Here is a 23496-nt window from a genome sequence, read left to right on the forward strand (position 1 = left end):
TATTCCGTAACCTATACTATAACAAAAATAAGGTCAGAATCTAGTTCTGACCTTTATTTTTGGCATCCTTTTTTTCCTTGCGCCTAACCAGACGGATGCTGACTTCATACAGCACGATCATTGGAAAAAGCGTGATGATATGGGTGAAAAAGTCCGGCGGGGCGATCAGCGCCGTAATCACCAGCAGGCCGAAGTATGCAAATTTCCTGAACTTCACCATATTATCAGATTCCAAAACTTCAATATGGTACAGGAATAAAACGAGGACCGGCAGCTGAAAAATCAATCCGAACGGGATGGTCGTAATCAGCAGGAATGACATGTATTCGTCCGCTGTGACCAGCACATCAAAGTTCCGCTCGCCCATTTCGATAAGAAACTGGTAGCTGATCGGATGGACGATGAAATAGCCGAATGACAGTCCCACGATGAATAAAAACAGCATAAACGGCAGAGAGCCTTTGATGAAACTCGTCTCCTTCTCTACCAGTCCCGGTCTGACAAACTGCCACAGAAACCAGCAGATGAAAGGCAGGCTGAGCCCGATGCTCATTGCCGCTGACGTGCGGATGTAGAACCGGATGACCTCAAACGGGCCAAGCACAACAATATCAGATCCCTTTGATACGACCGGGAACCACCACTGGACTGTAACGAAGATAATCAGAAACCATGCTGTAAACACAGCACCGGATTTCAGCAGCATGCTCCGTAAATCTTCGATATGTCCGGTCAGTGAAGCAAATGCCTCGTCATCTGATGATTTTCCATTATTTTTCGGGGGCTGACCCCCGTTATTGCCGGAGTTGCCGGAATGATTACCGCCATCACCCGAGGCGTTATGATATTTATCGGCCCCGTCTTTTTCCTTTTTTTCCTGCTCAGCCTTGCGTTTACGCTTATCCACAGGGCTGAGACTCATGTCCTTGTACGGATCGCTCATTCAAAATCACCTATTCCTCTTCGAGGCGTCCGCCTTCCTCTGCGAATGTGGTCACGCCTTCAGCACAACGGTACGCCAGCGCACCGACGGTGCCCGTCGGGTTATAACCGCTGTTGTGGGCAAAGTTACCCGCGCCGACCACGAACAGATTGTCGCGGTCCCAGTGCTGCAGATAGTTGTTCACCACACTGTTTTGCGGGTCGTCCCCCATGACTGTGCCGCCTGTGTTGTGCGTGGATTGATAAGGGGCGATGTCATAATCACCCAGTTCCTCATCCACTGCCACTTCGTTCGCCCCCATCTCCTCCATGATCTCGGCTGAACGTTCAGCCAGATATTGCTGAAGCGCCCGGTCCTGATCGGTGAAATTATAAGTGAGCTGTACCAGAGGCAGACCCGCCGCGTCTTCGTAATCTTCATCGATATCCAGATAATTTTCCCTGTGCGGCAGGGTGGCGCCCTGACCGGAAACGCTGAGTGTGCGTGTAAAGTTTTCGATGGAATCCTGCTTGAATTCACTGCCCCAGGACGGCACATCCGGTCGGGTGGTATTCGTCGCAATCGGCCTGGAACCGGTTTGTGAAATCGTGATGCTGCCGCCGTGCAGGAAGTCCAGATCACTATGATCAAAGTTATCACCGTTGAATTCATCGATGGCAATACCTAAAGCCCCGGCACCCATGAACGTATTGAACTGTTCATCGAAGAAACCTGTGGCACCTCCAAATACCTGATAACAATAATTGCGGCCCAATGTTCCTTCTTCTGTTTCCGGATTGTACTGCTCGCCAATATCAGAAACCCTCAGCAGTTTATAATTATTAAAAACATAACTGGTGAGCACGACGATATCCGCCGGCTGTATAAATTCTTCCCCGGTACGCGTGTTCACGTATCTGACACCACTCACCTGAGTTTCGTCATCCTCATCCGTCAGGACTTCCACAACATTTGAATGCGTACGCACTTCATAGTTGCCTGTCTCCCTTGCCGTTGGAATTACAGTGACTTCCGGCGAGGATTTAGCGCCGTATTCACATCCGAAACGTTCACAGAATGCACAGTATTGACAGGCCTCAATCGTCTGGCCATCAGGGTTTTCATATTGTTCGCTCAAATTCGAGGAAGGCTGCATGAATGGCTGGTAGTCCATATTCGAAGCCGCGTCTTCAAACATTTGCAATATACGGGTTTTGATCATTGGCGGGGTCGGATAATCATCCGAGCGATGGCCGCCCAACGGGTTCGGTTCCCCTGATACCCCCAATGTTTTCTCAAACTGATCAAAATACGGTTCCAGCTCATCGTATGTAATCCCCCAGTCCTGGATCCGGTAGCCTTCGTCATCTCCCAGTTTTTCTTCTCCATAGTTTTCTTCAGTCATCGAACGGATTTCAAAATCATAAGGCAGGAAACGCCAGGTGACACCGTTCCAGTGGGTCCCCGCACCGCCCAGGTTACTCCCTAACAGGAACGAACCCAGCTGTCTCATTGGCAGCGCCCGCTGATCCCTGTTATTTCTGAACGTCAGCGTTTCTTTCGACGTATCCTGCATCAATTCATAGCGGATGGCGTATTTATATTCATCGTGTATGTTCTGGTAATCCTCAGTCCCGCGTGCATGGCCGCGTTCCAGTCCCACCACATTCAATCCGGCTTTGGCCGCTTCTGCGGCAACAACACCGCCGGTCCAGCCGACACCGACTGTCACTACATCCACACTGTCCAATTCTGTCACCATTAATTAATTCCCCCCGCCGTAAAGTGATTGTGGTTCAACTTCGACAAAACTGTCCGATTCGATCTGCTGAATGTATGCGTGCTGGTGCCCGGGGAACTGTTTCATCCGCCAGCCGTCCATATTGCGATTGCCGCGGTACATCGGATCTGAGTAGACCCCTTCGAGTGTTGCGGACCGCAGGAGTCCAAAGAAGGTATCCGGCCTCGCCGTCGCGGCCGGCACACCCATGTCGGCATCACCTTTCTGGAAACTGTCGAGCACCTCGTCCATCTGTTCAGCTTCAAGCGTCGCAAAATTCGAGTCATGTTCATTATTGGCCACTGCATTCAACCGTTCGATGCCGAGTGTGAACAGTTCCGCTCTTGTCAGCCTGGACTGATACCCCTGGGTCGGCTCCCCTTCATAGAATGGGCCCTGCATGTACTCCTTCGAGTTGTTGCCGTACGCGCCGGCCAGCTGCATATCCAGAAAATACGGAGCCCCCAGGGCGATTGCCCCCGGTCCCATATCATCTTCCGGGAAAATGCGCTCCATCGCCTGGGAAATCGTTTCGAAATCCGCATCGTTATGGAAGAATAAGCGCCCGGGGTTCTCCTGGGAGGCAGTCTGTTCCCCCTGCTGGCCGCTCGTGGCACCCTGTTCTGCGCCCGGATTCACGGGGCTCATATTGTAACCCACGACCCCGCCAAGCAACGAGCCGCCGATGATGCCTCCGGTAGCCATTCCTGTCGTCTTCAGGAAATCACGCCTGGAGAACTGTTTTTCATTATTCGGTTTTTCACTCATGAAATACACCCCTTTTTGAATAATTTATGAATTCATTATATAATAAATTCATAATATTTAAAACAATCGACAGGGGAGTTTTCAATGGCATTTTTCAAATATCTGACATGGGACAACAGACACATGAATTTACGCTATATTCAGGATGAATACGATGGATCGATGAAAATCACAAATGTCTACACAGAAGATGACGCATCCGGGAATATGGAGGACATCAACAAAAAATATGGCAGCCGGCTGCGTGATGCCCAGCGTGCCATCAACGCCAACCGCCTCGGCATGCTCCTGATCTATTCATTCCTGGTGCTTATGCCCGCAATCGTCCTGAGTGTAATACAATCCAATCTCCTTTTACTCGGGGGTATCATCATCTTCACGATTTTTGTCTATTTCATCGTAGAAGCCGTCAATCAGGTCGTCATCAACCGCCTTTTATACCATATGGACAAAGAATTGCACGGCAGCACCGGCTGACGGTGTTAAATTGGGCATGTGGTTGCGGGGAACGCCCAAATACCCGCTCAAAAACTTCATAACCCGCCATTTTCCTGAATTTGCGCACACCTTGAATCCCTTCCGGACAAACCGGAAGGGGGTTTTTTATTCTTCTATAACGCCGTTCTCTTTTTCTCCCTGCCGCCTGTCGTATCCAAGGCGCTCACGGTTCCCCACAGCTTTCTGCGTGCACCGGCCTGCCTGAATGGCGTGCCGGTATCCGTCACTCCCACTGCGATGAACCACAACGCGTTATTGTCTAAAATTCTGAGCCACCAGTACCCGTCATTATTGTAGAGTTTGTCAAAGGTATACAAGGCCCCCGCTTCCACTGTTCCGTCAATGGCGCCCTTCAATGATGGAAAATGTCTGCGTCTGAGGGCAGTATTCACCCTGAATCGTCCTTTCCACAACCACGCGGTGTCATAGCTAAGGCTTGCGTGTTCCTGCTTTTCCCCCCATTTGGATGAGACGCGAAAACTCTTCTGTGTCAAATATTCACCCGGATTCAATAAATCCCCTCCATATATGTGATTTATATTTCTGTTCATATATCGAAATAATTTTAAAAAAAGTTATTGACCACATTGGTCAATGGGTTTAGACTGGATTTGACCAAGGTGGTCAACAGGTTAAAGATTGAAGGGGATATGGATGAAAGAAACATTTAAGGGACTGGATGCGGACAGACAATACGAAATCATTACAGCAGCGATGATCGAATTTGCTGAACACGGCTACAAAAGAGCATCGACCAACCGCATTGTCAAACGCATCGGTATGAGCAAGGGCATGCTTTACTACTATTTTGACAGTAAAAGGGCACTGTTCGACAGCTGTTTCGAGTATTGCCTGGAACATATCTATGAGGGGCCACTGGTTAATCACCCCCTTCAATGGGAAGGATATATCGAACGATGTACCAATCTTTCCCGTGAAAAATACCATTTCTTCAAAACGCATCCTGAGATTGCAAAATTCATGACCTACATGTATTTCTCAAACGAGCTGAATGAAGAACAAAAGGGGCAAAGAGCCAGTCTTTTGGAAAACAGGAAGCGGCTGCTCAATGAAAATATTGACTACAGTCATTTCCGTGAAGATATGGCACCGGAAACATTGATGAAGATGATCAATTGGACTATTCGCGGTTACTCCCAGGAACTGGAACAATATTTTGAAAAACATGATATAGATATGGACCACCTGGAACCCTATTTTGAAGAATATGATTATTATCTGAATGCTTTGCGCAAACTTTATTATAAGGAGGAATACCAATGAGTATGCTCGAGCTTAAAAATCTGACCAAAACATTCGGCAGTACTGTGGCTGCTGACGATGTTTCATTCACCATTGACAAAGGGGAAATTTTCGGATTCATCGGCCCGAACGGTGCGGGTAAATCAACAACGATCCGCATGATTATCGGGGCACTGACCCAGGATTCGGGCAGCATTTTCCTGGATGATACGAATATTTCAAAAGACCGGCACTATAAGGACAACATTTCCTATGTTCCTGGTGATGTCAATCTGTGGGGCAACCTCACAGGTGACGAGGTCATCAACTTTTTCATGAAGGTCCGCAACTATAAAAATACAGCATATAAAAATGAACTGATTGAAAAATTCAGGCTGGATCCGAAGAAAAAATGTAAGACATACTCCAAAGGGAATCGTCAGAAAGTGGCACTGATCAGCGCCTTTTTGACGGATGCGAAACTGCTCATTTTCGATGAGCCGACGACCGGGCTTGATCCGCTCATGGAACGTTCCTTCCACGAAGAAGTGGCGCGGGCTAAAAGTGAAGGCAAGAGTATTTTGCTGTCCAGCCACATTTTATCCGAAGTGGAGAAACTGTCTGACCGCATCGCCATCATCCGTGAAGGGAAGATCATTGAAACCGGCCATCTGGATGAACTGAGCCACATCACGCGGATCGAATACATCATCCAGGCGAAGGAGGATTTGTCGAAACTGGATGAACTGCCGTTTGTCCATGAATTCAGGGTCGAGGGAGAAGACACCCACGTGCTGATCGACAATGACAAAGCGCATGACTTCCTGCAGACACTGTATCCGCTCAAACCGACGAAACTTCAGACGCTGCCGCCGCGGCTGGAAGACATCTTCATGCGGTATTATGAAGGCGGGCGTGATGGCTCATGAGACATTATTTAAGCATGCTGCTTCGCGACACATGGTTCCGCATACTGATGTGGCTCATCGGTACAGGCGGGCTGACACTTGTGGTCCCGCCGGCATTTGACGGACTTTACAGCACCGCTGCCGAACGGGAGGCACTGCGGGCAACGCTTGATAACCCGGCGATGGTCGCACTTGTCGGTCCGGTCCCGCCCGGAGAATATACCACAGCGGTGATGTTTTCCCATGAAATGCTCGTATTCATGGGGATTATTCACGGTCTGTTCGGCATTATGATTGCCAACAGCATCAGCCGTAAGATGGAAGACCAGGGGCTGCTGGAATATGTGACGAGTGCCGGCATCACGCGGCAGAGCATTTTCGGTTCACAGCTTGTGATCGGCATCGGCATGAATCTGCTGCTCGGGACCGTCATATTCGGCGGGCTGACAATCATGAACATCGATTCATTCGGCATCTCCGGCAACCTGCTGTATGCGCTGGGCACATCGCTGTTCGGGCTGTTGTTCTTCGTCATCACACTGATACTGGCACAGCTGCTGCCCGCTTCAGAATGGTCGTTCGGCGTGTCGCTGTCGCTGCTGCTGCTGTTCTATCTGTACAGAGCCTCGACGGATGTAATCAACACCGACTATTCAGTTATCTCACCCTACCATTGGCTGAGCCGGCTTGAAGTCTATTCCTCCAACATCTATGCCTGGCTCTGGCCGTTTGCGATCATACTGGTGCTGATTGCAGCGGCGTGGGTTTTATTTGCCAGAAGGGATCTGGATGATGCCTATCTCAAATTCGACCTGCACAAGAAAACGCGGAATATCCGTTCTTATCCGCGGCTGCAGATGACAGGCATGAAAGTCCTCGTCACCAGCTGGATGATCGGCATGATTCTGATCGGTTTATCCTACGGATCGATATTCGGGGATCTGGACAGTTTCATTGGTGACACCCCCTTCCTCGCCCAGGCGATGGAAGGTGAATCAGGCACCAACCCGCTGGTGCAATTCGTCAGCACGCTGATTCTGGTGACAGCGGTGGTCGGCGCGGTGCCTGCATTGATGATCACAAGCCGCATCATGACAGAAGAAAAATCAAGCCGTCTGGAACTGCTCATGAGTACAAGAATTCCGCGGGCGGCCATGCTCAATTTTCATGGCATCTATGCCGCCCTCATCGGCGTACTCGGCATATTCCTGTCAATGGTCAGCATGTACGCGGCCAGCATGGCAGCTGAAGGGATCGACATCACGTTCGGCGACTACGTGATGGCAGCCGTGAATTATGCGAGTCCGACCGTACTGCTCGTCGGGCTGTCCATGCTGCTGATCGGCTTATCGATGAAACTGCACATTGTTGCCTGGCTGTATCTGCTGTACTCGTTTATGGTCAATTACCTCGGTGTCATCGTCGGGATAGACGAAGTCTGGCAGCAGGCGACTCCGTTCTATTTCCTCGCGGAAGTGCCGTCGGAAAATATCGAATGGGCCCCATGGCTCATCATACTCGGTATCGGCATCGGGCTTGGACTGGCCGGGCTTGCCTGCTTCAGGCGGCGGGATGTCGCATAGGTTTTTACTGGATTCTGCTGTGCTGCAGACACCTTCGATGCGGGTGTCTGCAGTTTTTCGTTATTCACCCAGTGACAGTGCCGCTGTTTATCCAAAAAAGCCGGATGTCAGTTATCTGACACCCGGCGGATCATTCCTATCCATTTTTTTCTGTCGGACCGCTGCCGGCATCTGCGAACATTGTTTTGCCGAGGCGGCCTCTGTATCTCCAAATGTTCTGAATGATAGTTTTGATCACCGCATAGGTCGGGATGGCGATCAGCATGCCGACGAAACCGGCGATGTTTCCAGCTGCGAGAACTACTGTGATAACGGTCAGCGGATGCAGTTTCAATGTCTGTCCCATCACGTTGGGTGTAATCAGGTTGCTTTCGATCTGCTGAGCAGCGAGCGTGATGATGGATACCCAGACCAGCATGATCGGATCCTGGATCACTGCGAGCAGCGCTGCCGGCACAAAGGCGATCCAGGGGCCGACAAACGGAATGACGTTCAGCAGCAGCGCGAAAATTGCCAGCAGCAGTGCGTAGTCAAGTCCGATGATCACGTATCCGATATAGAGGATGACACAAAGGATGGAGCTGACGAGCACCTGGCCCTGGATGAACGAGCGCAGTGTGTAATCAACGTCATGTAAAAGTTCTGTTAAAAACTGCTTAAAGTTTCCGCTGAACGGCACGACTGCCGAAGGGATGAACTTCTCATGGTCTTTTAACATGAAGAAGTAGAAGAACGGCACAAGAATGATTGTCAGGAACACGCTGACCGTACTGGAAATGATGGTGAATGCGTTACTTGCCAGATTGGACAGCATCTGACTGCCCTGATCGAGTGCCTGCTGGATGTACTGGTTGGGATCGAAAGGCAGCCGGTCACGCTGGGACAGCACGAAATTGAATGCTTCCTCGATTTCCCTCTGCATCTGCGGCGCCCGTGAAACCAGGTTCTGGACCTGCTGGGACACTACCGGAATGATGATCATCGACAGCACCGTCAGCACCAGCGCAATGATGGTGAAAATCGCCAGTATGCTTACCAGCCGGCCCGCTTTGCGGTTTTCCAGGAAACGCTGTATCGGCACGGTGATATAATAAAGCAGTCCGCCGAGCAGAAGCGGAAAAAAGATTGTTACAATAATTGTGATGAAGGGTTTAAAAACGACCTGCACATTGATGATCAGCAGAATAATCAACAATGTGAGAATAATCGCCACACCAGACTGGAACCATACCTTTCTTGTCATGCGCATGTTCTCCTTTGATTTCTTTTTTGTAAAGTTGACCCCCAGTGTATCATAAAACATAAAATTTGATAAAAATTTGTGCTGGAGGGAAGTGTTGAAAAACATTGATGTTTAACATCCCCCTTCATATTGGTATGATAGCCATGAGGAGGGTTTTTTATTATGGAGAAAACACCAGGAAAAGTCCACAGCATTAATTTTGACTCAGAAATTCTGAATGACACTTATGAAATCCAGTATTACCTGCCGAAAAATTTCTCGGATCTATACAAGCACCATGTGATCATCACATTCGATTCACAGGACTTTTTTAAATATGGACAGATCGAAAGAGCCTATGAAAAACTGTATCAGGAAGGAACGGTTGAACGCGCTGTCATTGTGGGCATGCCCTACCCGTCCGTTGAATGGCGCGAGGACCATTTCAATCCGAACGGCGACTATCATGAAGATTTAGTGGCATTTGTCAGCCGGGAGTTGATCACATGGATCGACAAGACATTCCCGACGCTGAAAGTCGGTACATCCAGGCTCCTGATGGGAGAGTCTTACGCCGGCAGCGCCGCCTTCTCTGTCGCGCTGCAATATCCATCCACGTTTTCACAGGCTGTGGCTTTCAGCCCGTATGTGGATGATGCTTTTATTGACAAGTTCAAGTCACAGCCGGGGCTGATAAATTTGAATCTGTACCATACCATCGGACTGGAGGAAGATGATTTCACTACCATCTCAGGCAATCGGGCAGACTTCCTGACACCCAACCGCCGGCTGAACGAATTCCTGGAATATGAACCGCTCGAATACCAGTATCATGAGCTGGACGGCGGACATATATGGAAAACGTGGAAGCCGGAAATCAAAGGTATACTGAAACAATACCTTAGTTAGAATATTATGGATTTTTATAAAAAGTCTGATATAATTGATACAAACGATACGGGAGGAATCAACATGAAATTTGGGGTAGCAATGTTTCCATCCAAACAATTACAGGATAAAGTCAATCAATACAGAAAAAGATATGATGCTCATTATGCGCTGATTGCGCCACATATTACACTTAAAGAGGCCTTCGAAGCAAATGAGTCCGAAAAGGAAAACATCGTTGAGTTTGTAAAGGAAACTGCAAAACAGCATAAACCGGTGGATATTGAAATCAAAAAGGTATCCAGCTTTGCACCGACATCACAGGTCATCTACTTTAAAGTGGAGAAGAATCCGGATCTTAAAGCCATACATGACGAGCTCAATCAAGAAGACTTTTACGGCGAAAATAGTCATCCGTTCGTCCCGCATTTTACGATTGCACAGGGACAGACTTCCCAGGAATATGAAGACATGTTCGGCCACCTCAGCATGATCGGTATCGACCACCAGGAGAGACTGAACAAAGTCAGCCTGTTATTCCAGCTGGAAAACGGCATCTGGCAGGTATTCGAGACGTTCAGGCTCGGAGAAGGCTAACATTTTAAAAAGTGAATATGTGTATAAGCAGATCTTCCACTTCCGTGGAAGATCTTTTATCTGTCGGAGCGTTTGAATCTGCAGCGGGTGGCGGCAGGTGCCCCGGGCTTAAACAGGCGAAGCGGTTGAGAGGAGGGTCACATCAAAAAAAGACGGGCAGCCGCCCGTCTTTCATATATCCGATTCTACGCCATCACGTGATAGCCGGAATCCACGTGAACAACTTCGCCTGTGATTCCGCTGGCCAGATCGCTCAGCAGGAATGCGACTGTGTTGCCCACTTCAAGCTGGTCGACGTTTCGTTTCAGTGGTGAACGCTCTTCCATTTCTTTCATCACTGATTTGAACTCGCCGACTGCGGAAGAGCTCAGCGTGCGGATGGGTCCGGCGGAGACCGCATTGACACGGAAGCCGTCCGCTCCGAGGTCAAGAGCAAGGTAACGGACACTTGCATCCAGTGCCGCCTTGGCAATGCCCATGACGTTGTAGTTCGGCATCGCGCGTTCCCCGCCAAGGTAAGTCATCGTCACGATGCTGCCGCCTTCGTTCATGATCTTCTTCGCATTTTTCGCGATGATTGCCAGTGAATAACTGCTGATGTCCAGCGCATTCTTAAAGCCTTCGCGGGACGTTTCACTGTAGCCGCCCTGCAGTTCATCTTTGCCGGCATAGGCAATCGCATGCAGCAGACCGTCAATACCGCCCGTTTTCGCGCCGATTTCCTCAAACGCAGATGCAATCTGTTCATCATCCTGAACATCACATTCAACAACAATGTCATGATTGCCTTCCAAGTCATCCAGCAGTTTCTCCAGCTCGCGGCGGAAACGTTCATTCAGAATAGTGAACACGAGATTCGCACCCATCTGATCCAGTGCACGTGCAGCACCCCAGGCGATACTGCGCCTGTTCGCCACACCCATAATTACAAAAGTTTTACCTTCGAGATTCATAAATAATTAACTCCCTCTTCTGCACCGGCACCCCTGAAGCTAAAGCCGTCTGGACCGGTTTATAGTTTGTCATTAGTACCTACTGCTAATCTAACTGTTTCCCCTGGCAAATGCAACTAAAAAGTTATTGCATCCGCATCGCTGCATTGCTCAGTAGAGCTCCAGCTCGCGCTTGAGCTCGTCGACATATTCACGGCTGCCCGTGACGAATATGCGGTCGTCCACTTTAAGATCGGTATCCCCGTGCGGCACGAGCGACTCCTGGCCCCTTAAGATCCTGAGAAAGATGATGTCGCCGGTGAACGGGAAGCTTCTGATCAGCATATCGTCATACCTGTAGTTATTCATGTGAATTTCATAGATCGATGTCTCTTCGTCCCCCAGCAGTGCCATCATGTTCGGCGACTCGATCAGGCCTCTGAGCAGCGTCTTGGAGCTGAGCATCGTCGAGAACAGTTCAAAGCTGCTGTTTCTCACCATCTCTTCTTGCTTCGGATCATCCACCCGGTAGATGATACGCTCTACGCCGGCTGACTTCGCAAAGCCGGCAACCTTTTCGTTGATCTCCGAATTATTGGCACCGGCCACAACGATGTCCGCGTCAAATGCTTCAAGTGCATCAAGATTTGCCCAGTCATATGTCTCTATTTCCTCATATTTCAGGTCGCCATCGCCGGCGGCACGGGCTCCCGAAAAGTTTTCGTGGAAAATGATCCGAACCTTATACAGGCCCCCGGCCAGACTTTTGGCAACAGGAATGGTCAGCTGGTTGTTGCCGAAAATAGTCACATCGATATTCCGTTCCTGACTCTCTTTCATCGGATACAGCTGCTTAAAGAGCACCGGTGTGATGATACATGCGAGGACAGCGCTCAGTATGAACATGCCGCTTTCCTCGGATGTGATCGTGCCGATCTGTTCGGCGATCACCGCGGCCGCAATGATGAGGGAAAGCGTGGAGGTCAGCAGGAAGCTTGCAGCCGACACGCGTCTCCGATCGAAATAACGGAGCAGAATTGCCACCGGAACCGCCTTGCTCAGGAAGAACGCAGCGAGCAGCACCGGTATGATGATGAAGACTCTTGAATCCGCAAACAGTGACGGCAGATGCAGCTCCACCCCAACCATGATGAAAAAGATCGGAATGAAGAAACCGTAGCCGAATGAATCAAGTTTCGTCACCATATCCTGATCCGGCTTCAGCAGACTGACGATACATCCGGCGATAAACGCCCCGAGAATGTTTTCAGCCCCAACGCCTTCAGCCAGTGCCACAAGCATGATGATCAGGGCGAACACCCCGCGGATACCAATCTGCATCGTCCCGTTGTTCAGCGTTTTCAGGAACTGGGACTGATGCATGACACGGCCCAGCAGATAGAAGAGGACGGCAAAGACGACGAGTATCCCCATCAGCCAGATCGGCTGGCTCGCTTCAGCATACAGCTGGGAGTAGAAAGCAAGCAGGATCATCGTAGCGAGGTCGGCAATCACTGCAATCAGCAGGATGAGCTGCCCCATCTGTGTCGATATTAGATTGGTTTCTTTCAGTGTCGGTACGACGACACCGAGCGATATTGTCGAAATGATGATCACCAGCAGGAAAACATCATCAAAGACGCCCGCCCAGCTCATCATCAGTGCAAACAGCAGACTCAGCGCTGCGATACCGGCAAAAATGCCGACCGTCAGCAGCATCGTGTTCGGCAGCGGTCGCTTCAGCACTTTCGATTTCTTCGCCTTGGGCGACTTCTGCGAGAATGCGTCAAAATCTATTTCAAGTCCGCTTAAGAACATCAGGAAGATAAATCCGAGCGTGGACAGGATGTTCAGCCACGGATCGTTTGGATCCACGATATCGAGGAATGATGAACCCAGTATCACACCCACGATAATTTCGGCAACGACGACCGGCAAAAAGCTGATTTTAAGCCTGTTGACAAGAATCGGTGTCAATAGTGCCGCCAGTACAACAATTGCTAAAGATATTACAGATGGTCCATGTTCCATTTTCTTCTCCTTAAAGTAAATACGTCATAAAGGTATTGGCGAGTGAAAAGTATATCAGCAGACTGATGATATCGTTTGATGTCGTAATGAACGGGCCGCTGGCCACCGCAGGGTCAACCCCGACTCTGCTCATCGCCAGCGGCACGAGCGTGCCCAGCAATGTCGCGAGCGTCATTGCAATCATCAGTGAACTGCTGACAATCAGGCCCAGGACCGGTGACTGGTACATGACCAGAATGATGGCAAACAATATTGCCCCGCAGACCGTTCCGGTAATCATCCCCGAGCCCATCTCGCGCAATGCAAGCTTCAGCTTGCTCTCTGCTTTTATTTCTCCTGTAGCGATACCGCGGACGGCCACAGCCAATGACTGCGTCCCCGTATTGCCAGCCATGCCGCCGATAATCGGTATGAAAGCACCAAGTACAGCCACCTGCGCCAGCGTGTCTTCAAAAACCGTCAGCATCGTTGCGGTGATCATCCCCATGAAGGTCAGTGCAATGAGCCACGGCAGGCGTTTTTTCGCTGTGGCCAGCGAGGAATCAGTCGCCGCTTCGATCTCGGTCATACCGGCCAGCCTGGAATAGTCTTCGCCAGCCTCTTCGTGGATGACATCCATGATGTCATCGGCTGTGATGATGCCGACCAGATGTTCCTGGTAATCCACAACCGGCACGGCAAGGAAGTCATAATCACGCACGATCTGCGCCACGTCTTCCTGGTCGGCGGATACTTTCACGGAGACGACACGCTCGATCATGATGTCCCCGATGTATTCATCATCATCTGCAATGATCAGTTCACGCAGAGACAGGATGCCGACCAGCCTGCGCTGTTCGTCGACAACGAACACGTAGTAGATCGTTTCTGAATCCGGCGCCGCCGCCTTCAGATGAATCATAGCTTCGCGCACTGTCATGACGGAGGTGATGCTGACGAACTCGGTCGTCATGATACCGCCGGCTGAATCCTCTTCATAGTTCAGCAGCATGCGAATTTCCTGCGCATCCGCCTGATCCATGAGCGTCAGGAATGAAGTCAGCTTATCCCTGGAAATCTCACTGAGTATATCCACCGCGTTATCATACTGCATTTCTCCGAGCATATCTGAGGTGTATCTGGCATCCATCGTATCGAAAATCGTTTCATATTCTTCAGGTTCAAGCTCCAACACATCAAAGAATTCCGCAACTTCCCGAGGACTCAGAAACTGATAAAGACGGTTAAGCTCCGTGTCATCCAGTTCCATGAAGAGTTCGCTCTGCTCATAGTTATGCAGGGCCTCGAAACCTTTACGGAAACCATCAATATTATCGTTTTTTAACATCGAGCGCAATGCTTCATGACTAATTTCTGTCTGGATCACTTCATCTAATTCCGGCACAACGCCCACCACCTGTTAAGAATAATTTAGCATTCGATCTCTGTTCAATCGTCCAGCCTGCATCCACAGATCAATCTGCAGAGATGAATGAATCATGCACCCGTCTCCAGAACGGAAAGGGCCTGAACCGGGCGAACCGGATCTTCTCATCAGCCACCCTGTACTGGATCGACTTGACCCCCTTGTGTACAAGATTGATGTGATCGATCGTCAGACTGTAGACCTCACTGTTCACCGGCAGTACCTGGCATGTGTGATGCTTCGGCAGCACGAGCGGCGATCCTACCGTCCGGAACACCCGATTGTTGATCGAAGCAATTTCGGTCATCTGGATCGCCTCGAGTGACGGATGGATCAGGGCACCGCCGAGGGCCTTATTGTATGCGGTGGAACCAGAGGGCGTCGACAGGCACAGGCCGTCGCCGCGGAACCGTTCGAAATGCTGGTTCCTGATGTCGACATCCATCACAAGCGTCGTGCCGTTGTCCGTCCGGAGCGTCGCCTCGTTGAGCGCGAGATAGCGCGTCTCGGTTCCTGTCGTTTCATATCGCACAATCGTTTCTAACAGCGGATACTCGATCACCTGGAATTCATCGCTCTGAATCGAAATGACCAGCCGCTCGACTTCATGCGGCAGCCAGTCGGCATAGAAGCCAAGGTGACCTGTATGTACACCAACAAAGGCTGTGTGGTCAAGCAGATGCTGGTAGCTGTGGAAAGCTTGCAGCAGTGTGCCGTCCCCGCCGACGGAAATAACAATTTCAGGCTGTTCTTCCTCTTCGGTCATCCCCATATCAATCATGTAATTCATCATCTTATCTTTTAGCGCATTGGATTTCGTGTCCCCCTTGGAGACGATGAAAAATTTCATAATGTACCTCCGCCTTTCCTTTGTTGAATGAAAACCCGTATACTTTGAGACATCATATGTTGCGTTTTTTCGTATAGTACTTTTGAGCTTCCTGGATCTCTTCGCGGATCTCTGACATTTCCTGATCCAGAAGATAGGCCGCTTCTGCTGCATTCTGGAGCCTCTGCCTGATTTCAGGCGGGTACTCGCCGCTGTATTTATAGTTGAGTGTGTGCTCTATGGTTGCCCAGAAATTCATCGCCAGCGTACGGATCTGGATCTCCGCCAGAACATAGGCGGTACCGTCGATCGTCTCCACCGGATATTCGATGATCATATGATAGGAACGGTAGCCGCTCTCTTTCGTATTCTCGATATAGTCCCGTTCCTCGACGACCGTCATGTCACCGCGTTTACTGATTTTCTCCCGGATAGCTTTGATATCGTCGACGAACTGGCACATGATCCGGATGCCTGCGATATCATACATGCCTTCGCGCAGTTGATCGTATGGAATATTGCGTGCGCTCGCTTTTTCTATGATACTCTGAACCGGCTTGACCCTTGCGGTGACGAACTCCACAGGCGAAGAATGACTGTCCAGCTCATAATCCTTGCGTATCCCTTTCAGCTTCACTTTCAGCTCATCCACTGCCTGCTTGTACGGGCTCAGAAACCTCTCCCATTCTTCCATAAAAACACTCCAGTCTAAAATCCGTTCTAATTATCGATCATAGTTCGAATTCTTCTCTGATTGCCGCTTCGAAATCTTTTGCACAGTTGTTACTGTCTATGCTGTTATCGAACAGGAAATCCAGCGCTTCGCAGGAACCCTCGCATGTTGTCGGAATCCACGAGCATTCCGGCGGCCAGTCCTGCGATATCTTTATGTGCATTGCATTTAAACATATTATTTTCACATTTGATTTCATCTGCATATATACCCAATCGTTTCACTCCTTGCGCACTTCATTTTACCACAGTAGCATACTTTTGATAACGTAGAAATCTGTTTACTTTACAGTCCATTTCAATTTATAGATAATATTATGTAGGGAGTGGATTCCATGAAGGAACTGGAGATAGAATTTAAAAATATGCTGACAGGAAATGAGTTTGGCCGGCTGCGGGAAGCGTTTTTCCAGAATGCCAAACCCGTCGTTCAAACCAATTTCTATATAGATACACCGGAGCTTGAGATGCGGGCGAACCGCCTGCTGCTGAGAATACGGGAGGCGAGGGGCAGCCAGGTAATGACGTTGAAGAAACCTTCCGAGGACGGCGTGATGGAATATCACGGTGAAGTCGCCAGCGATCTGAATTTCGATCGCAACGTGCCGGCAAGTGAAGTCCCCGGGCTGATCCGTGAGGAGCTCGAACGCTTCAGCATCGATACGGCGCAGCTGAAAATCTACGGGGCCCTGTCGACGGAACGGTTCGAAGTGCCGTATAAGGAAGGCAGGCTCGTATTGGACAGCAGCACGTTCCTCGATGAGACGGACTACGAACTGGAATATGAAGTGGACGACTATGCCCAGGGTGAGACACATTTCCTTGAGCTGCTGGAAGATTTCAGCATCGACAGGCGCAGGGAGATCACGAAAAGTGAACGTTTCTACACCAAGCTCTCAAGTATCAGGACGGGGGATAACTATGCCTTTACCCTTTAAAGTGATCGGCAGTGAAAAACTCTACCGTATGATCGACATTTTCTATTCCTATGTTGCCGAAGACGAACGGATGAACCACCTGTTCCCGGATGATCTCAGTGAGACCGCTTATAAACAGAAGCTGTTCCAGACGCAGTTCCTGGGCGGCCCCAACCTGTACATCGAGGAATACGGGCATCCGATGCTCAAGATGCGGCATATGCCCTTTCGCATTACACCAGTTGCGAGAGATGCATGGCTGGAAAATATGGAAAAAGCAATGGACGATGTAGAACTTGACGCAGAGATGAAGGACTATCTGCTCAAGCGTTATACAATGACCGCAAACGCAATGGTGAATTCAGATTAAGCAGGGTGAGGATATGAATAAAGCTCGTGAAGAGTCACTTGTGCTGGAACCATCGACCCACCATGTTGAATTATTCTACTTTTTCGACCCTTTTTCGGATGACAGCCGCGAAATCGAACCGATTATCAACAAACTGATGATTGAATACAGAGGACATATCACCATCAAAAAAATACTCGCACCATCGCTCACCGTTCTGACAAAATGCCAGGCCCAGTCGACATCCTCGACAGATAACCTGGCCCTCGCATATAAGGCAGCCGAAATCCAGGGGCGCAACAAGGCACGTGCATTCATGCGCTACGTACTCAACCGCGTCGTTCCGACAAAAAGCATCTGCACCACCGAACACATGGAATCAAGTGCTGAACTTGCCGGCCTTGATGTACGCGAGTTCTTTGATGACGTCAAATCCGAAACCGTCCGGACGATGCTTAAACGGGATCTCGCCGTCTACCGTGAAATGGATATCGAAACCCTTCCTGCAGTCATTTTCTTTTCAGGGGATGAGCATGCAGAAGGCGTAAAAGTGGAAGGGGTCTATCCGTATCATATATACACCTATATCATCAACGAACTGATCGAAAAAGAAATCGATAAACACCAGCTGCCGAGTATATACGACTATATTGAAACATATGAGGTCGTCAGCTTCCGCGAACTGAAAACAGTATTCGAGTGGCGGAGCGGATTGCTGCTGAATGAGTTGAAAAAGCTCAGACTGCAGCGGCTGATCGAAGAAATTCAGACAGAGGAAGGCATGTTCTATCAGGTGTATGGAGGCACATCCGGTTTGGGGAAGTAGTTCCAGTTTAAAAGAGTCATTGCAGAATGAGGTTTTAATTCAATGAAGATTGCCCCGCCCTCTTTGTGAGGGCGGGATTTTTGTGTGTTTTCAGGGTCTTCGCTTGTACTCGATCGGGAATCGAATACACGACAGACGCCCCGCTTATACCCGATCGGGAATCGAATACACGACAGACGCCCCGCTTATACCCGATCGGGAATCGAATACACGACAGGGCCTCCGCTTGTACTCGATCGGGAATCGAATACACGACAGACGCCCCGCTTGTACTCGATCGGGAATCGAATACACTCAGTTGTTTCCCGGGCATTGTGGTATGGATAATCCCGCCAAAAACAAAAAGTGGAACGCATCACGCGTCCGCCTGACTCATTTAAAAAATGGCAACCGGATCCGATTGATCCAGCAGCCATTATCTTTGGATTTGATTCAATTAATAAAAAAAGCAGCACACCTTCTGCAGTGTGCTGCTCAAACAAAGGGGATGGGAGAAATTTCTCACTGGTTTAACAAAGGGGTATGTTTCAGTGATAAAAATTTCATGTTTAGAATATATCATGGTTTACGCAGATAAACAAGAGTTTGAGCTACTTTTCACAAGATTGACACAATGTAAACGTATTCATTAAATAACTTGTCTGTTTTTAACATACATGTAGCCAAAAACCTTATTTTATGCACGATTTCATATGTTTTCAAAAGCACAATCCCATTAAATTAACAGATGTAAATAAATTCAAATAATGTAATAATACATATACATATTTAGACATTTTCCAATAGTATAAACCTAAACCATCATCACAATAAATAGTTCGTTGGGTTAATAAACTAATGCACCGCATAAAATGCAGGCAAATCTTGCAAAAAGATCTGCCTGCGCCTGTGTTATTCTTCGAGTTCAGCAACCAGTGCTTCAAACTGATCGAGCTGCTTTTCAAACACTTTCATCGCATTTTCCACCGGTTCTGCAGTGGTCATATCGACACCTGCATTTTTCAGCACTTCGATCGGATAATCGGAGTCACCTTTTTTCAGGAATTCGTTGATGTACTGTTCTGCCGCACCGCTGCCTTCTTCCAGTACTTTTTTGGACAGGCTGGCGGCGGCGGAATAACCGGTAGAATACTGGTACACATAATAATTCATATAGAAATGCGGGATCCTCGCCCACTCTTGATTTATATACTCGTCGTAATCGACCGCTTCCCCGAAGTATTTGCGGTTCAGTTCGCCGTACACTTCATTCAGCACGCCGGCTGTCAGCGGTTCGCCGCCTTCTTTCATCGTGTGGATCTTATGCTCGAATTCTGCAAACATTGTCTGACGGAATACAGAGCCTTTGAACCCCTCGAGCTGTTCATTGAGCAGATACAGCTTCTTCCGTTTATCTTCCAGATGATTGAACATATATTCGGCGAGCAGCGCCTCGTTGAAGTTACTGGCTACTTCTGCGACAAAAATCGAATATCCGGCATTGTTGGATGTCTGGTTTTTACGGCTGTAATAGCTGTGCACGCTGTGGCCGAACTCGTGCGTCAGCGTAAAAAGATCATCCACACTATCATGCCAGTTCATCAGTATGAACGGATTGGTGCCATACGTGCCGGATGAAAACGCGCCGCTTCGCTTGCCCTTATTCTCATAAACATCCACCCAGCGGTTCTGGAGCCCTTCCTTGATAATATTGACATATTCTTCGCCCATCGGTTCGAGGGCGCGGAGCATCCAATCCTTCGCTTCCTCGTAACTCATATCAAAATCAGCATTCTTGACCATTGGCATGTACACATCGTACATCTTCAATGATTCCAGTCCGAGCATCCGTTTGCGGAGTTCAACGTAGCGGTGCATCAGGTAAAGATGATCATTGACCGTTTTGACGAGATTATCATAGACGCTTTCGGGGATAAAGTTGTTGGAGAGTGCCTGATGTCTCGCTGAATTGTAGCCTCTGACCCGCGCTGAAAAATTATGGGTGTCAACAGCGCCTGTCAGGGTCTGGCTGAGCGTATTTTTGAACGCACCGTATTTGGTGTAGAGATTTTCATACGCGGATTTCCTCAGCTGGCGGTCCGGCGATTTGAGCAGATCCACAAAAGTCCCCTGTGTAAGGGTATGACCCTGGCCGTCAGAATCAACCGCATCTTCAAATTCCAGATCCGCATTGTTGAACATGCTGTAAGTAGACGCCGGGTTGCCCATCACTTCACCTGCCTGCGCCATGATTTTCTCTTCCTTGTCACTGAGCACATGGGCACGTTTCTGATTCAATTTTTCAAGGTCAAATTTGAATTCTTTCAGACGGTCATCTGCCATCCAAGATTTCAATGAGGCTTCATCAATCTTCATAATTTCGGGCGTCAGAAAACTCCACGCCGTGCCAAAGCGGACGGCCAGCATCTGCGCCTTGGATTCAAGCGCACTGTAAGTATCGTTCGAAGTATCCTGATCATGTTTCAAATGCGCATATACATACAATTTGCTGACTTCCACGTCAATTTCACGCTCGAGTTCCAGCGCTTCCGCAAGCGTCTGTACAGAATCGATCGCCCCTTTATATTTTTCTTCCTCGCCGAGGCGGCCTTCCAGTTCTTTATATTTTTCTTCGAACGCCTCATCCGACTCGAAGATCGTCGTCAAATCCCATGTGTTTTCTAGCTGTTGTTCTTCTCTTGTTATGACTTTTGCCATACGTCAGCCCTCCCAAAAATTTAGATAGTTCAATTTTCTCAATATCCGTTGAAAATTTCAACTCTCGAACTTTATTGTGAATTATATAACAAATAATAGCTTTTCAAAAGTGCCTGCAAAATCGTCTGTTTAGGCGGTGCCCCGTGCACTTTGCGCATCCGGATGAAACGCTCAAACCGACCCCAGTCAAAACTGTCTGTTTCGAGTCCGTGGCAGATAAACAATTTCCATTCCAGCGGCGGATTCAAAATCCACCGTTCGGGCTCAACCGTCCAGCACAGATGTCCGGGCAGACACCTTTCATCCAGCGATAGCTGATAGATGAACGAAAGTGTCGGATTCAGCACACTTTTTTGAGCTTTTTCACGCTGTACCATCTGAAGCATTTCCTCATTGGAGAGTTCAGCTTTCAATGGGATGTTCACCCCGCTCAACCGGAGGAGTGATGCCGCTTCAATTTCAACTTTGGAAAACCGCCATTTGCCGCACCCATGATGATGAAAGAGCACGCGGCGGAATAACCGCTTCGATTCCATATCGCAGCTGAATATCGAATTCTTGTACATCGTTGATATTTGAAAATGTGTTGGGAATAAAAACCCGTTTACCGTTTTTAGCTCCGCCTCATCCAAAATCCAGACGACGTCGATGCCAAGCTTCCGGTAGCCGTTCGAACGCTCGACAATCAGATCCTGGGATATCTTTGACAATTGGATCTCCACGGCCAGTTTTTCATCGACAAGCAGATCCGGTATCTGTTCAATTTCCGGCAGATAATATTCCATAGAGACCCGCGCTCTGCCGTTGAGCTGAAGATACAGATCATGCTTGGCCTCCAGATGCCGGAGGGATTCCTTTTTGTACAGGTAGCGGGTGCAGTCGATGATGCGATGGTGGGAAAAGTGCGGCAGTTTTATATTGCCGGCTTTGAAAGTGACCGGTGCATCACAGACGGGACAGAAATATTTCCTGGATTTTCTGGCCTCGTATGCTGTAATCTGATGGCCGGTCTCATCAATCGCGATAAACATTAAAAAACCTCCTTTTCTATATATAATAGAAAAAGAGGGATTTGCTTTTTTTAGCGCACAAATAATTTATTTTTCTTGGAAAAACTTTCTTACCTGACCTCTTACATTATTGCTCATGATGATCTTGCCGTACTCATCAACAATCATACTGGAAATTTCTGCAGGCGCACTGTATTCGAGCAGCTTCGCTTCAACACGTTCCATCTGCATATAATCCATACGATAATCGAAGAAAATCTGGTAATAGTATCTGCCCTCATAGGAGATCAGGAGATCTTCATACTGTGTTTCATCCTGCTCTACTTCGTGTGCATACTTGATCAGCTCCTCAAAATCGGCAAAACGTACCATGATCGGCTCCTTAGTTACAGGTACGTTTTTACTGCCGCCGGCTTCGGAGTCCTCAAGGAATTCCTCAATATCTTTATTATCTATATTCATAGGCGTCTGCTCCGTTTGGAAAGGTTCTTCGTCGTCGCGTGACTTAGAAACTACAACTTCCACTCCTTTGTCATATGCATGAACTTGAATCCACAGCGGCCCTTCCATTGTGAAGTCGTCCTCCTGTTCATGATTCACTTCATCCATAAGTGACCAAAAGAATTCTTCACCGCGTTTGCGGCTGGTCCAGAGGTCGTCCCGATCGAAACCTCGTTTTTCAATATCATGATACGTAATGAAAAACTTGATCGTCGAATCATTCACTCGTTCAATTCTCATACCTCTCACTCCCTTTTATCAAATATGGGTTGTTATCTATATTATACCCCAAGAAATATGGTTAATGCCAATTTTGGAATTATTAAGCCATTATACGTTAAAGTGCCCGTGGATACAAGTCATCCACGGGCACCGTTCATCATCGTATATATATCAGTTTGAGGGGGAGATATATATTATTTCTTACATTTCTGCTAAACGTTTTGCTTCATTCAGATGGAACGTCCTTACAGTCCTTGGGAGGAAGCGACGGATTTCATCTTCGTTATACCCGACCTGCAGACGTTTTTCATCCATGATGATCGGCCTTCTGAGCAGTCCCGGATTCTCCATGATCAGTTCATAGAGATCATTCATAGGAAGGCTATCAATATCAACATTAAGTTTTTGGAATGTTTTTGACCTTGTTGAAATAATTTCATCCGTGCCATCTTCAGTCATCCTTAAGATGGATTTTACTTCATCTAAAGTAAGTGCCTCGGAGAATATATTTCTTTCAGTATAAGGAATTTCGTTTTCTTGTAACCATGCTTTTGCTTTACGGCATGATGTGCAGCTTGGAGAAGTAAATAGTGTTACCATCAGTTGCTCACACTCCAATTTAAAAGATTTGTATCAT

The 23496-nt window shown here is 48.5% G+C and carries 24 protein-coding genes; 9 read left to right on the forward strand and 15 right to left on the reverse strand.

What is annotated here, in order from left to right; genetic code table 11:
- Nucleotides 1–40: 40 nt before the first annotated feature.
- Genes tatC through G343_RS0108645 form a run of 3 tightly spaced genes read right to left on the reverse strand, consistent with a single transcriptional unit; the run spans nt 41 to nt 3470 of the window.
- Nucleotides 41–943, reverse strand: a complete 903-nt coding sequence (gene tatC / locus G343_RS0108635; RefSeq protein ID WP_020007737.1) for a twin-arginine translocase subunit TatC — start codon at nt 941–943, stop codon at nt 41–43.
- A gap of 10 nt (nt 944–953) precedes the next feature.
- Nucleotides 954–2684 (reverse strand): GMC family oxidoreductase, encoded by a 1731-nt coding sequence (locus tag G343_RS0108640; RefSeq protein ID WP_020007738.1) that lies wholly within the window; start codon nt 2682–2684, stop codon nt 954–956.
- Nucleotides 2685–2687: 3 nt separating this feature from the next.
- Entirely contained in the window at nt 2688–3470 is a 783-nt protein-coding gene (locus G343_RS0108645) for a gluconate 2-dehydrogenase subunit 3 family protein (protein ID WP_020007739.1), read from the reverse strand.
- 84 nt (nt 3471–3554) lie between these two features.
- On the opposite strand from G343_RS0108645, the gene G343_RS0108650 reads away from it, so the two are divergent.
- The gene (locus G343_RS0108650) at nt 3555–3947 is read left to right on the forward strand and encodes a hypothetical protein (protein WP_020007740.1); all 393 of its coding nucleotides are present in this window, start codon (nt 3555–3557) and stop codon (nt 3945–3947) included.
- Between the two features lie 134 nt (nt 3948–4081).
- Here the strand turns inward: G343_RS0108650 and G343_RS0108655 are convergent, their stop codons facing one another.
- Nucleotides 4082–4480, reverse strand: coding sequence for a hypothetical protein (locus G343_RS0108655; RefSeq protein ID WP_020007741.1), 399 nt, complete (start codon nt 4478–4480; stop codon nt 4082–4084).
- A gap of 142 nt (nt 4481–4622) precedes the next feature.
- On the opposite strand from G343_RS0108655, the gene G343_RS0108660 reads away from it, so the two are divergent.
- Genes G343_RS0108660 through G343_RS0108670 form a run of 3 tightly spaced genes read left to right on the forward strand, consistent with a single transcriptional unit; the run spans nt 4623 to nt 7701 of the window.
- Nucleotides 4623–5252, forward strand: a complete 630-nt coding sequence (locus G343_RS0108660) for a TetR/AcrR family transcriptional regulator (protein WP_020007742.1) — start codon at nt 4623–4625, stop codon at nt 5250–5252.
- Complete coding sequence (locus G343_RS0108665; RefSeq protein WP_020007743.1) at nt 5249–6139, forward strand: ABC transporter ATP-binding protein; 891 nt, start codon at nt 5249–5251, stop codon at nt 6137–6139. The genes G343_RS0108660 and G343_RS0108665 overlap by 4 nt, the downstream gene beginning before the upstream one ends.
- Nucleotides 6136–7701, forward strand: a complete 1566-nt coding sequence (locus G343_RS0108670) for an ABC transporter permease (RefSeq protein WP_020007744.1) — start codon at nt 6136–6138, stop codon at nt 7699–7701. The genes G343_RS0108665 and G343_RS0108670 overlap by 4 nt, the downstream gene beginning before the upstream one ends.
- Before the next feature lie 136 nt (nt 7702–7837).
- Here the strand turns inward: G343_RS0108670 and G343_RS0108675 are convergent, their stop codons facing one another.
- Nucleotides 7838–8944, reverse strand: a complete 1107-nt coding sequence (locus tag G343_RS0108675; protein WP_033426581.1) for an AI-2E family transporter — start codon at nt 8942–8944, stop codon at nt 7838–7840.
- A 162-nt stretch (nt 8945–9106) separates the two neighbouring features.
- On the opposite strand from G343_RS0108675, the gene G343_RS0108680 reads away from it, so the two are divergent.
- Nucleotides 9107–9832, forward strand: coding sequence for an alpha/beta hydrolase (locus tag G343_RS0108680; protein WP_020007746.1), 726 nt, complete (start codon nt 9107–9109; stop codon nt 9830–9832).
- 63 nt (nt 9833–9895) lie between these two features.
- Nucleotides 9896–10408, forward strand: a complete 513-nt coding sequence (locus G343_RS0108685; RefSeq protein ID WP_020007747.1) for a 2'-5' RNA ligase family protein — start codon at nt 9896–9898, stop codon at nt 10406–10408.
- A gap of 185 nt (nt 10409–10593) precedes the next feature.
- Here G343_RS0108685 and fabI read toward each other — a convergent pair whose 3' ends face one another.
- The 6 genes from fabI to G343_RS0108715 all read right to left on the reverse strand — a co-directional run bounded on the left by fabI (nt 10594) and on the right by G343_RS0108715 (nt 16543).
- Nucleotides 10594–11361, reverse strand: coding sequence for an enoyl-ACP reductase FabI (gene fabI / locus G343_RS0108690; RefSeq protein WP_020007748.1), 768 nt, complete (start codon nt 11359–11361; stop codon nt 10594–10596).
- A gap of 150 nt (nt 11362–11511) precedes the next feature.
- Nucleotides 11512–13371 carry a cation:proton antiporter family protein gene (locus tag G343_RS0108695; RefSeq protein ID WP_020007749.1) on the reverse strand — a complete coding sequence of 620 codons (1860 nt, stop codon included), beginning with the start codon at nt 13369–13371 and terminating at the stop codon, nt 11512–11514.
- Nucleotides 13372–13381: 10 nt separating this feature from the next.
- Nucleotides 13382–14698: a magnesium transporter gene (gene mgtE, locus G343_RS0108700; protein WP_083931381.1), complete on the reverse strand. Its 1317-nt coding sequence runs from the start codon at nt 14696–14698 to the stop codon at nt 13382–13384.
- 127 nt (nt 14699–14825) lie between these two features.
- Nucleotides 14826–15626, reverse strand: a complete 801-nt coding sequence (locus G343_RS0108705) for an NAD kinase (protein WP_020007751.1) — start codon at nt 15624–15626, stop codon at nt 14826–14828.
- Between the two features lie 52 nt (nt 15627–15678).
- Entirely contained in the window at nt 15679–16299 is a 621-nt protein-coding gene (gene yjbM, locus G343_RS0108710; RefSeq protein WP_020007752.1) for a GTP diphosphokinase, read from the reverse strand.
- 37 nt (nt 16300–16336) lie between these two features.
- On the reverse strand, nt 16337–16543 hold the full coding sequence (locus G343_RS0108715) for a hypothetical protein (protein WP_020007753.1): 207 nt from the start codon (nt 16541–16543) through the stop codon (nt 16337–16339).
- 129 nt (nt 16544–16672) lie between these two features.
- Between G343_RS0108715 and G343_RS0108720 the strand changes: the two genes are divergently transcribed.
- From G343_RS0108720 to G343_RS0108730, 3 genes are read left to right on the forward strand one after another with little or no spacing between them, the layout of a single operon-like run.
- Nucleotides 16673–17275 carry a CYTH domain-containing protein gene (locus tag G343_RS0108720; protein ID WP_020007754.1) on the forward strand — a complete coding sequence of 201 codons (603 nt, stop codon included), beginning with the start codon at nt 16673–16675 and terminating at the stop codon, nt 17273–17275.
- Complete coding sequence (locus tag G343_RS0108725; protein WP_020007755.1) at nt 17259–17624, forward strand: globin domain-containing protein; 366 nt, start codon at nt 17259–17261, stop codon at nt 17622–17624. Before G343_RS0108720 ends, G343_RS0108725 begins: the two co-directional genes overlap by 17 nt.
- 13 nt (nt 17625–17637) lie before the next feature.
- On the forward strand, nt 17638–18429 hold the full coding sequence (locus G343_RS0108730; protein WP_020007756.1) for a DsbA family protein: 792 nt from the start codon (nt 17638–17640) through the stop codon (nt 18427–18429).
- Nucleotides 18430–19320: 891 nt separating this feature from the next.
- On the opposite strand, the gene pepF is transcribed toward G343_RS0108730, so the two are convergent.
- The 4 genes from pepF to spxA all read right to left on the reverse strand — a co-directional run bounded on the left by pepF (nt 19321) and on the right by spxA (nt 23459).
- Nucleotides 19321–21126 (reverse strand): oligoendopeptidase F, encoded by a 1806-nt coding sequence (gene pepF / locus G343_RS0108735; RefSeq protein ID WP_020007757.1) that lies wholly within the window; start codon nt 21124–21126, stop codon nt 19321–19323.
- A gap of 71 nt (nt 21127–21197) precedes the next feature.
- The gene (locus tag G343_RS0108740) at nt 21198–22157 is read right to left on the reverse strand and encodes a competence protein CoiA (protein WP_020007758.1); all 960 of its coding nucleotides are present in this window, start codon (nt 22155–22157) and stop codon (nt 21198–21200) included.
- 66 nt (nt 22158–22223) lie between these two features.
- Nucleotides 22224–22877 (reverse strand): adaptor protein MecA, encoded by a 654-nt coding sequence (locus G343_RS0108745; RefSeq protein WP_020007759.1) that lies wholly within the window; start codon nt 22875–22877, stop codon nt 22224–22226.
- Between the two features lie 183 nt (nt 22878–23060).
- On the reverse strand, nt 23061–23459 hold the full coding sequence (gene spxA / locus G343_RS0108750; protein ID WP_020007760.1) for a transcriptional regulator SpxA: 399 nt from the start codon (nt 23457–23459) through the stop codon (nt 23061–23063).
- Nucleotides 23460–23496: the final 37 nt, after the last annotated feature.

The organism is Salinicoccus albus DSM 19776, from assembly GCF_000385175.1.
Taxonomy (GTDB): Bacteria; Bacillota; Bacilli; order Staphylococcales; family Salinicoccaceae; genus Salinicoccus; species Salinicoccus albus.

Excerpts from the sequence above, each read along its gene's own strand:
- tatC (WP_020007737.1), bottom strand. The coding sequence starts at position 943 with ATGAGCGATCCGTACAAGGACATGAGTCTCAGCCCTGTGGATAAGCGT.
- G343_RS0108640 (WP_020007738.1), bottom strand. The coding sequence starts at position 2,684 with ATGGTGACAGAATTGGACAGTGTGGATGTAGTGACAGTCGGTGTCGGC.
- G343_RS0108645 (WP_020007739.1), bottom strand. The coding sequence starts at position 3,470 with ATGAGTGAAAAACCGAATAATGAAAAACAGTTCTCCAGGCGTGATTTC.
- G343_RS0108650 (WP_020007740.1), top strand. The coding sequence starts at position 3,555 with ATGGCATTTTTCAAATATCTGACATGGGACAACAGACACATGAATTTA.
- G343_RS0108660 (WP_020007742.1), top strand. The coding sequence starts at position 4,623 with ATGAAAGAAACATTTAAGGGACTGGATGCGGACAGACAATACGAAATC.
- G343_RS0108665 (WP_020007743.1), top strand. The coding sequence starts at position 5,249 with ATGAGTATGCTCGAGCTTAAAAATCTGACCAAAACATTCGGCAGTACT.
- G343_RS0108670 (WP_020007744.1), top strand. The coding sequence starts at position 6,136 with ATGAGACATTATTTAAGCATGCTGCTTCGCGACACATGGTTCCGCATA.
- G343_RS0108675 (WP_033426581.1), bottom strand. The coding sequence starts at position 8,944 with ATGACAAGAAAGGTATGGTTCCAGTCTGGTGTGGCGATTATTCTCACA.
- G343_RS0108680 (WP_020007746.1), top strand. The coding sequence starts at position 9,107 with ATGGAGAAAACACCAGGAAAAGTCCACAGCATTAATTTTGACTCAGAA.
- G343_RS0108685 (WP_020007747.1), top strand. The coding sequence starts at position 9,896 with ATGAAATTTGGGGTAGCAATGTTTCCATCCAAACAATTACAGGATAAA.
- fabI (WP_020007748.1), bottom strand. The coding sequence starts at position 11,361 with ATGAATCTCGAAGGTAAAACTTTTGTAATTATGGGTGTGGCGAACAGG.
- G343_RS0108695 (WP_020007749.1), bottom strand. The coding sequence starts at position 13,371 with ATGGAACATGGACCATCTGTAATATCTTTAGCAATTGTTGTACTGGCG.
- mgtE (WP_083931381.1), bottom strand. The coding sequence starts at position 14,698 with ATGTTAAAAAACGATAATATTGATGGTTTCCGTAAAGGTTTCGAGGCC.
- G343_RS0108705 (WP_020007751.1), bottom strand. The coding sequence starts at position 15,626 with ATGAAATTTTTCATCGTCTCCAAGGGGGACACGAAATCCAATGCGCTA.
- yjbM (WP_020007752.1), bottom strand. The coding sequence starts at position 16,299 with ATGGAAGAATGGGAGAGGTTTCTGAGCCCGTACAAGCAGGCAGTGGAT.
- G343_RS0108715 (WP_020007753.1), bottom strand. The coding sequence starts at position 16,543 with ATGCAGATGAAATCAAATGTGAAAATAATATGTTTAAATGCAATGCAC.
- G343_RS0108720 (WP_020007754.1), top strand. The coding sequence starts at position 16,673 with ATGAAGGAACTGGAGATAGAATTTAAAAATATGCTGACAGGAAATGAG.
- G343_RS0108725 (WP_020007755.1), top strand. The coding sequence starts at position 17,259 with ATGCCTTTACCCTTTAAAGTGATCGGCAGTGAAAAACTCTACCGTATG.
- G343_RS0108730 (WP_020007756.1), top strand. The coding sequence starts at position 17,638 with ATGAATAAAGCTCGTGAAGAGTCACTTGTGCTGGAACCATCGACCCAC.
- pepF (WP_020007757.1), bottom strand. The coding sequence starts at position 21,126 with ATGGCAAAAGTCATAACAAGAGAAGAACAACAGCTAGAAAACACATGG.
- G343_RS0108740 (WP_020007758.1), bottom strand. The coding sequence starts at position 22,157 with ATGTTTATCGCGATTGATGAGACCGGCCATCAGATTACAGCATACGAG.
- G343_RS0108745 (WP_020007759.1), bottom strand. The coding sequence starts at position 22,877 with ATGAGAATTGAACGAGTGAATGATTCGACGATCAAGTTTTTCATTACG.
- spxA (WP_020007760.1), bottom strand. The coding sequence starts at position 23,459 with ATGGTAACACTATTTACTTCTCCAAGCTGCACATCATGCCGTAAAGCA.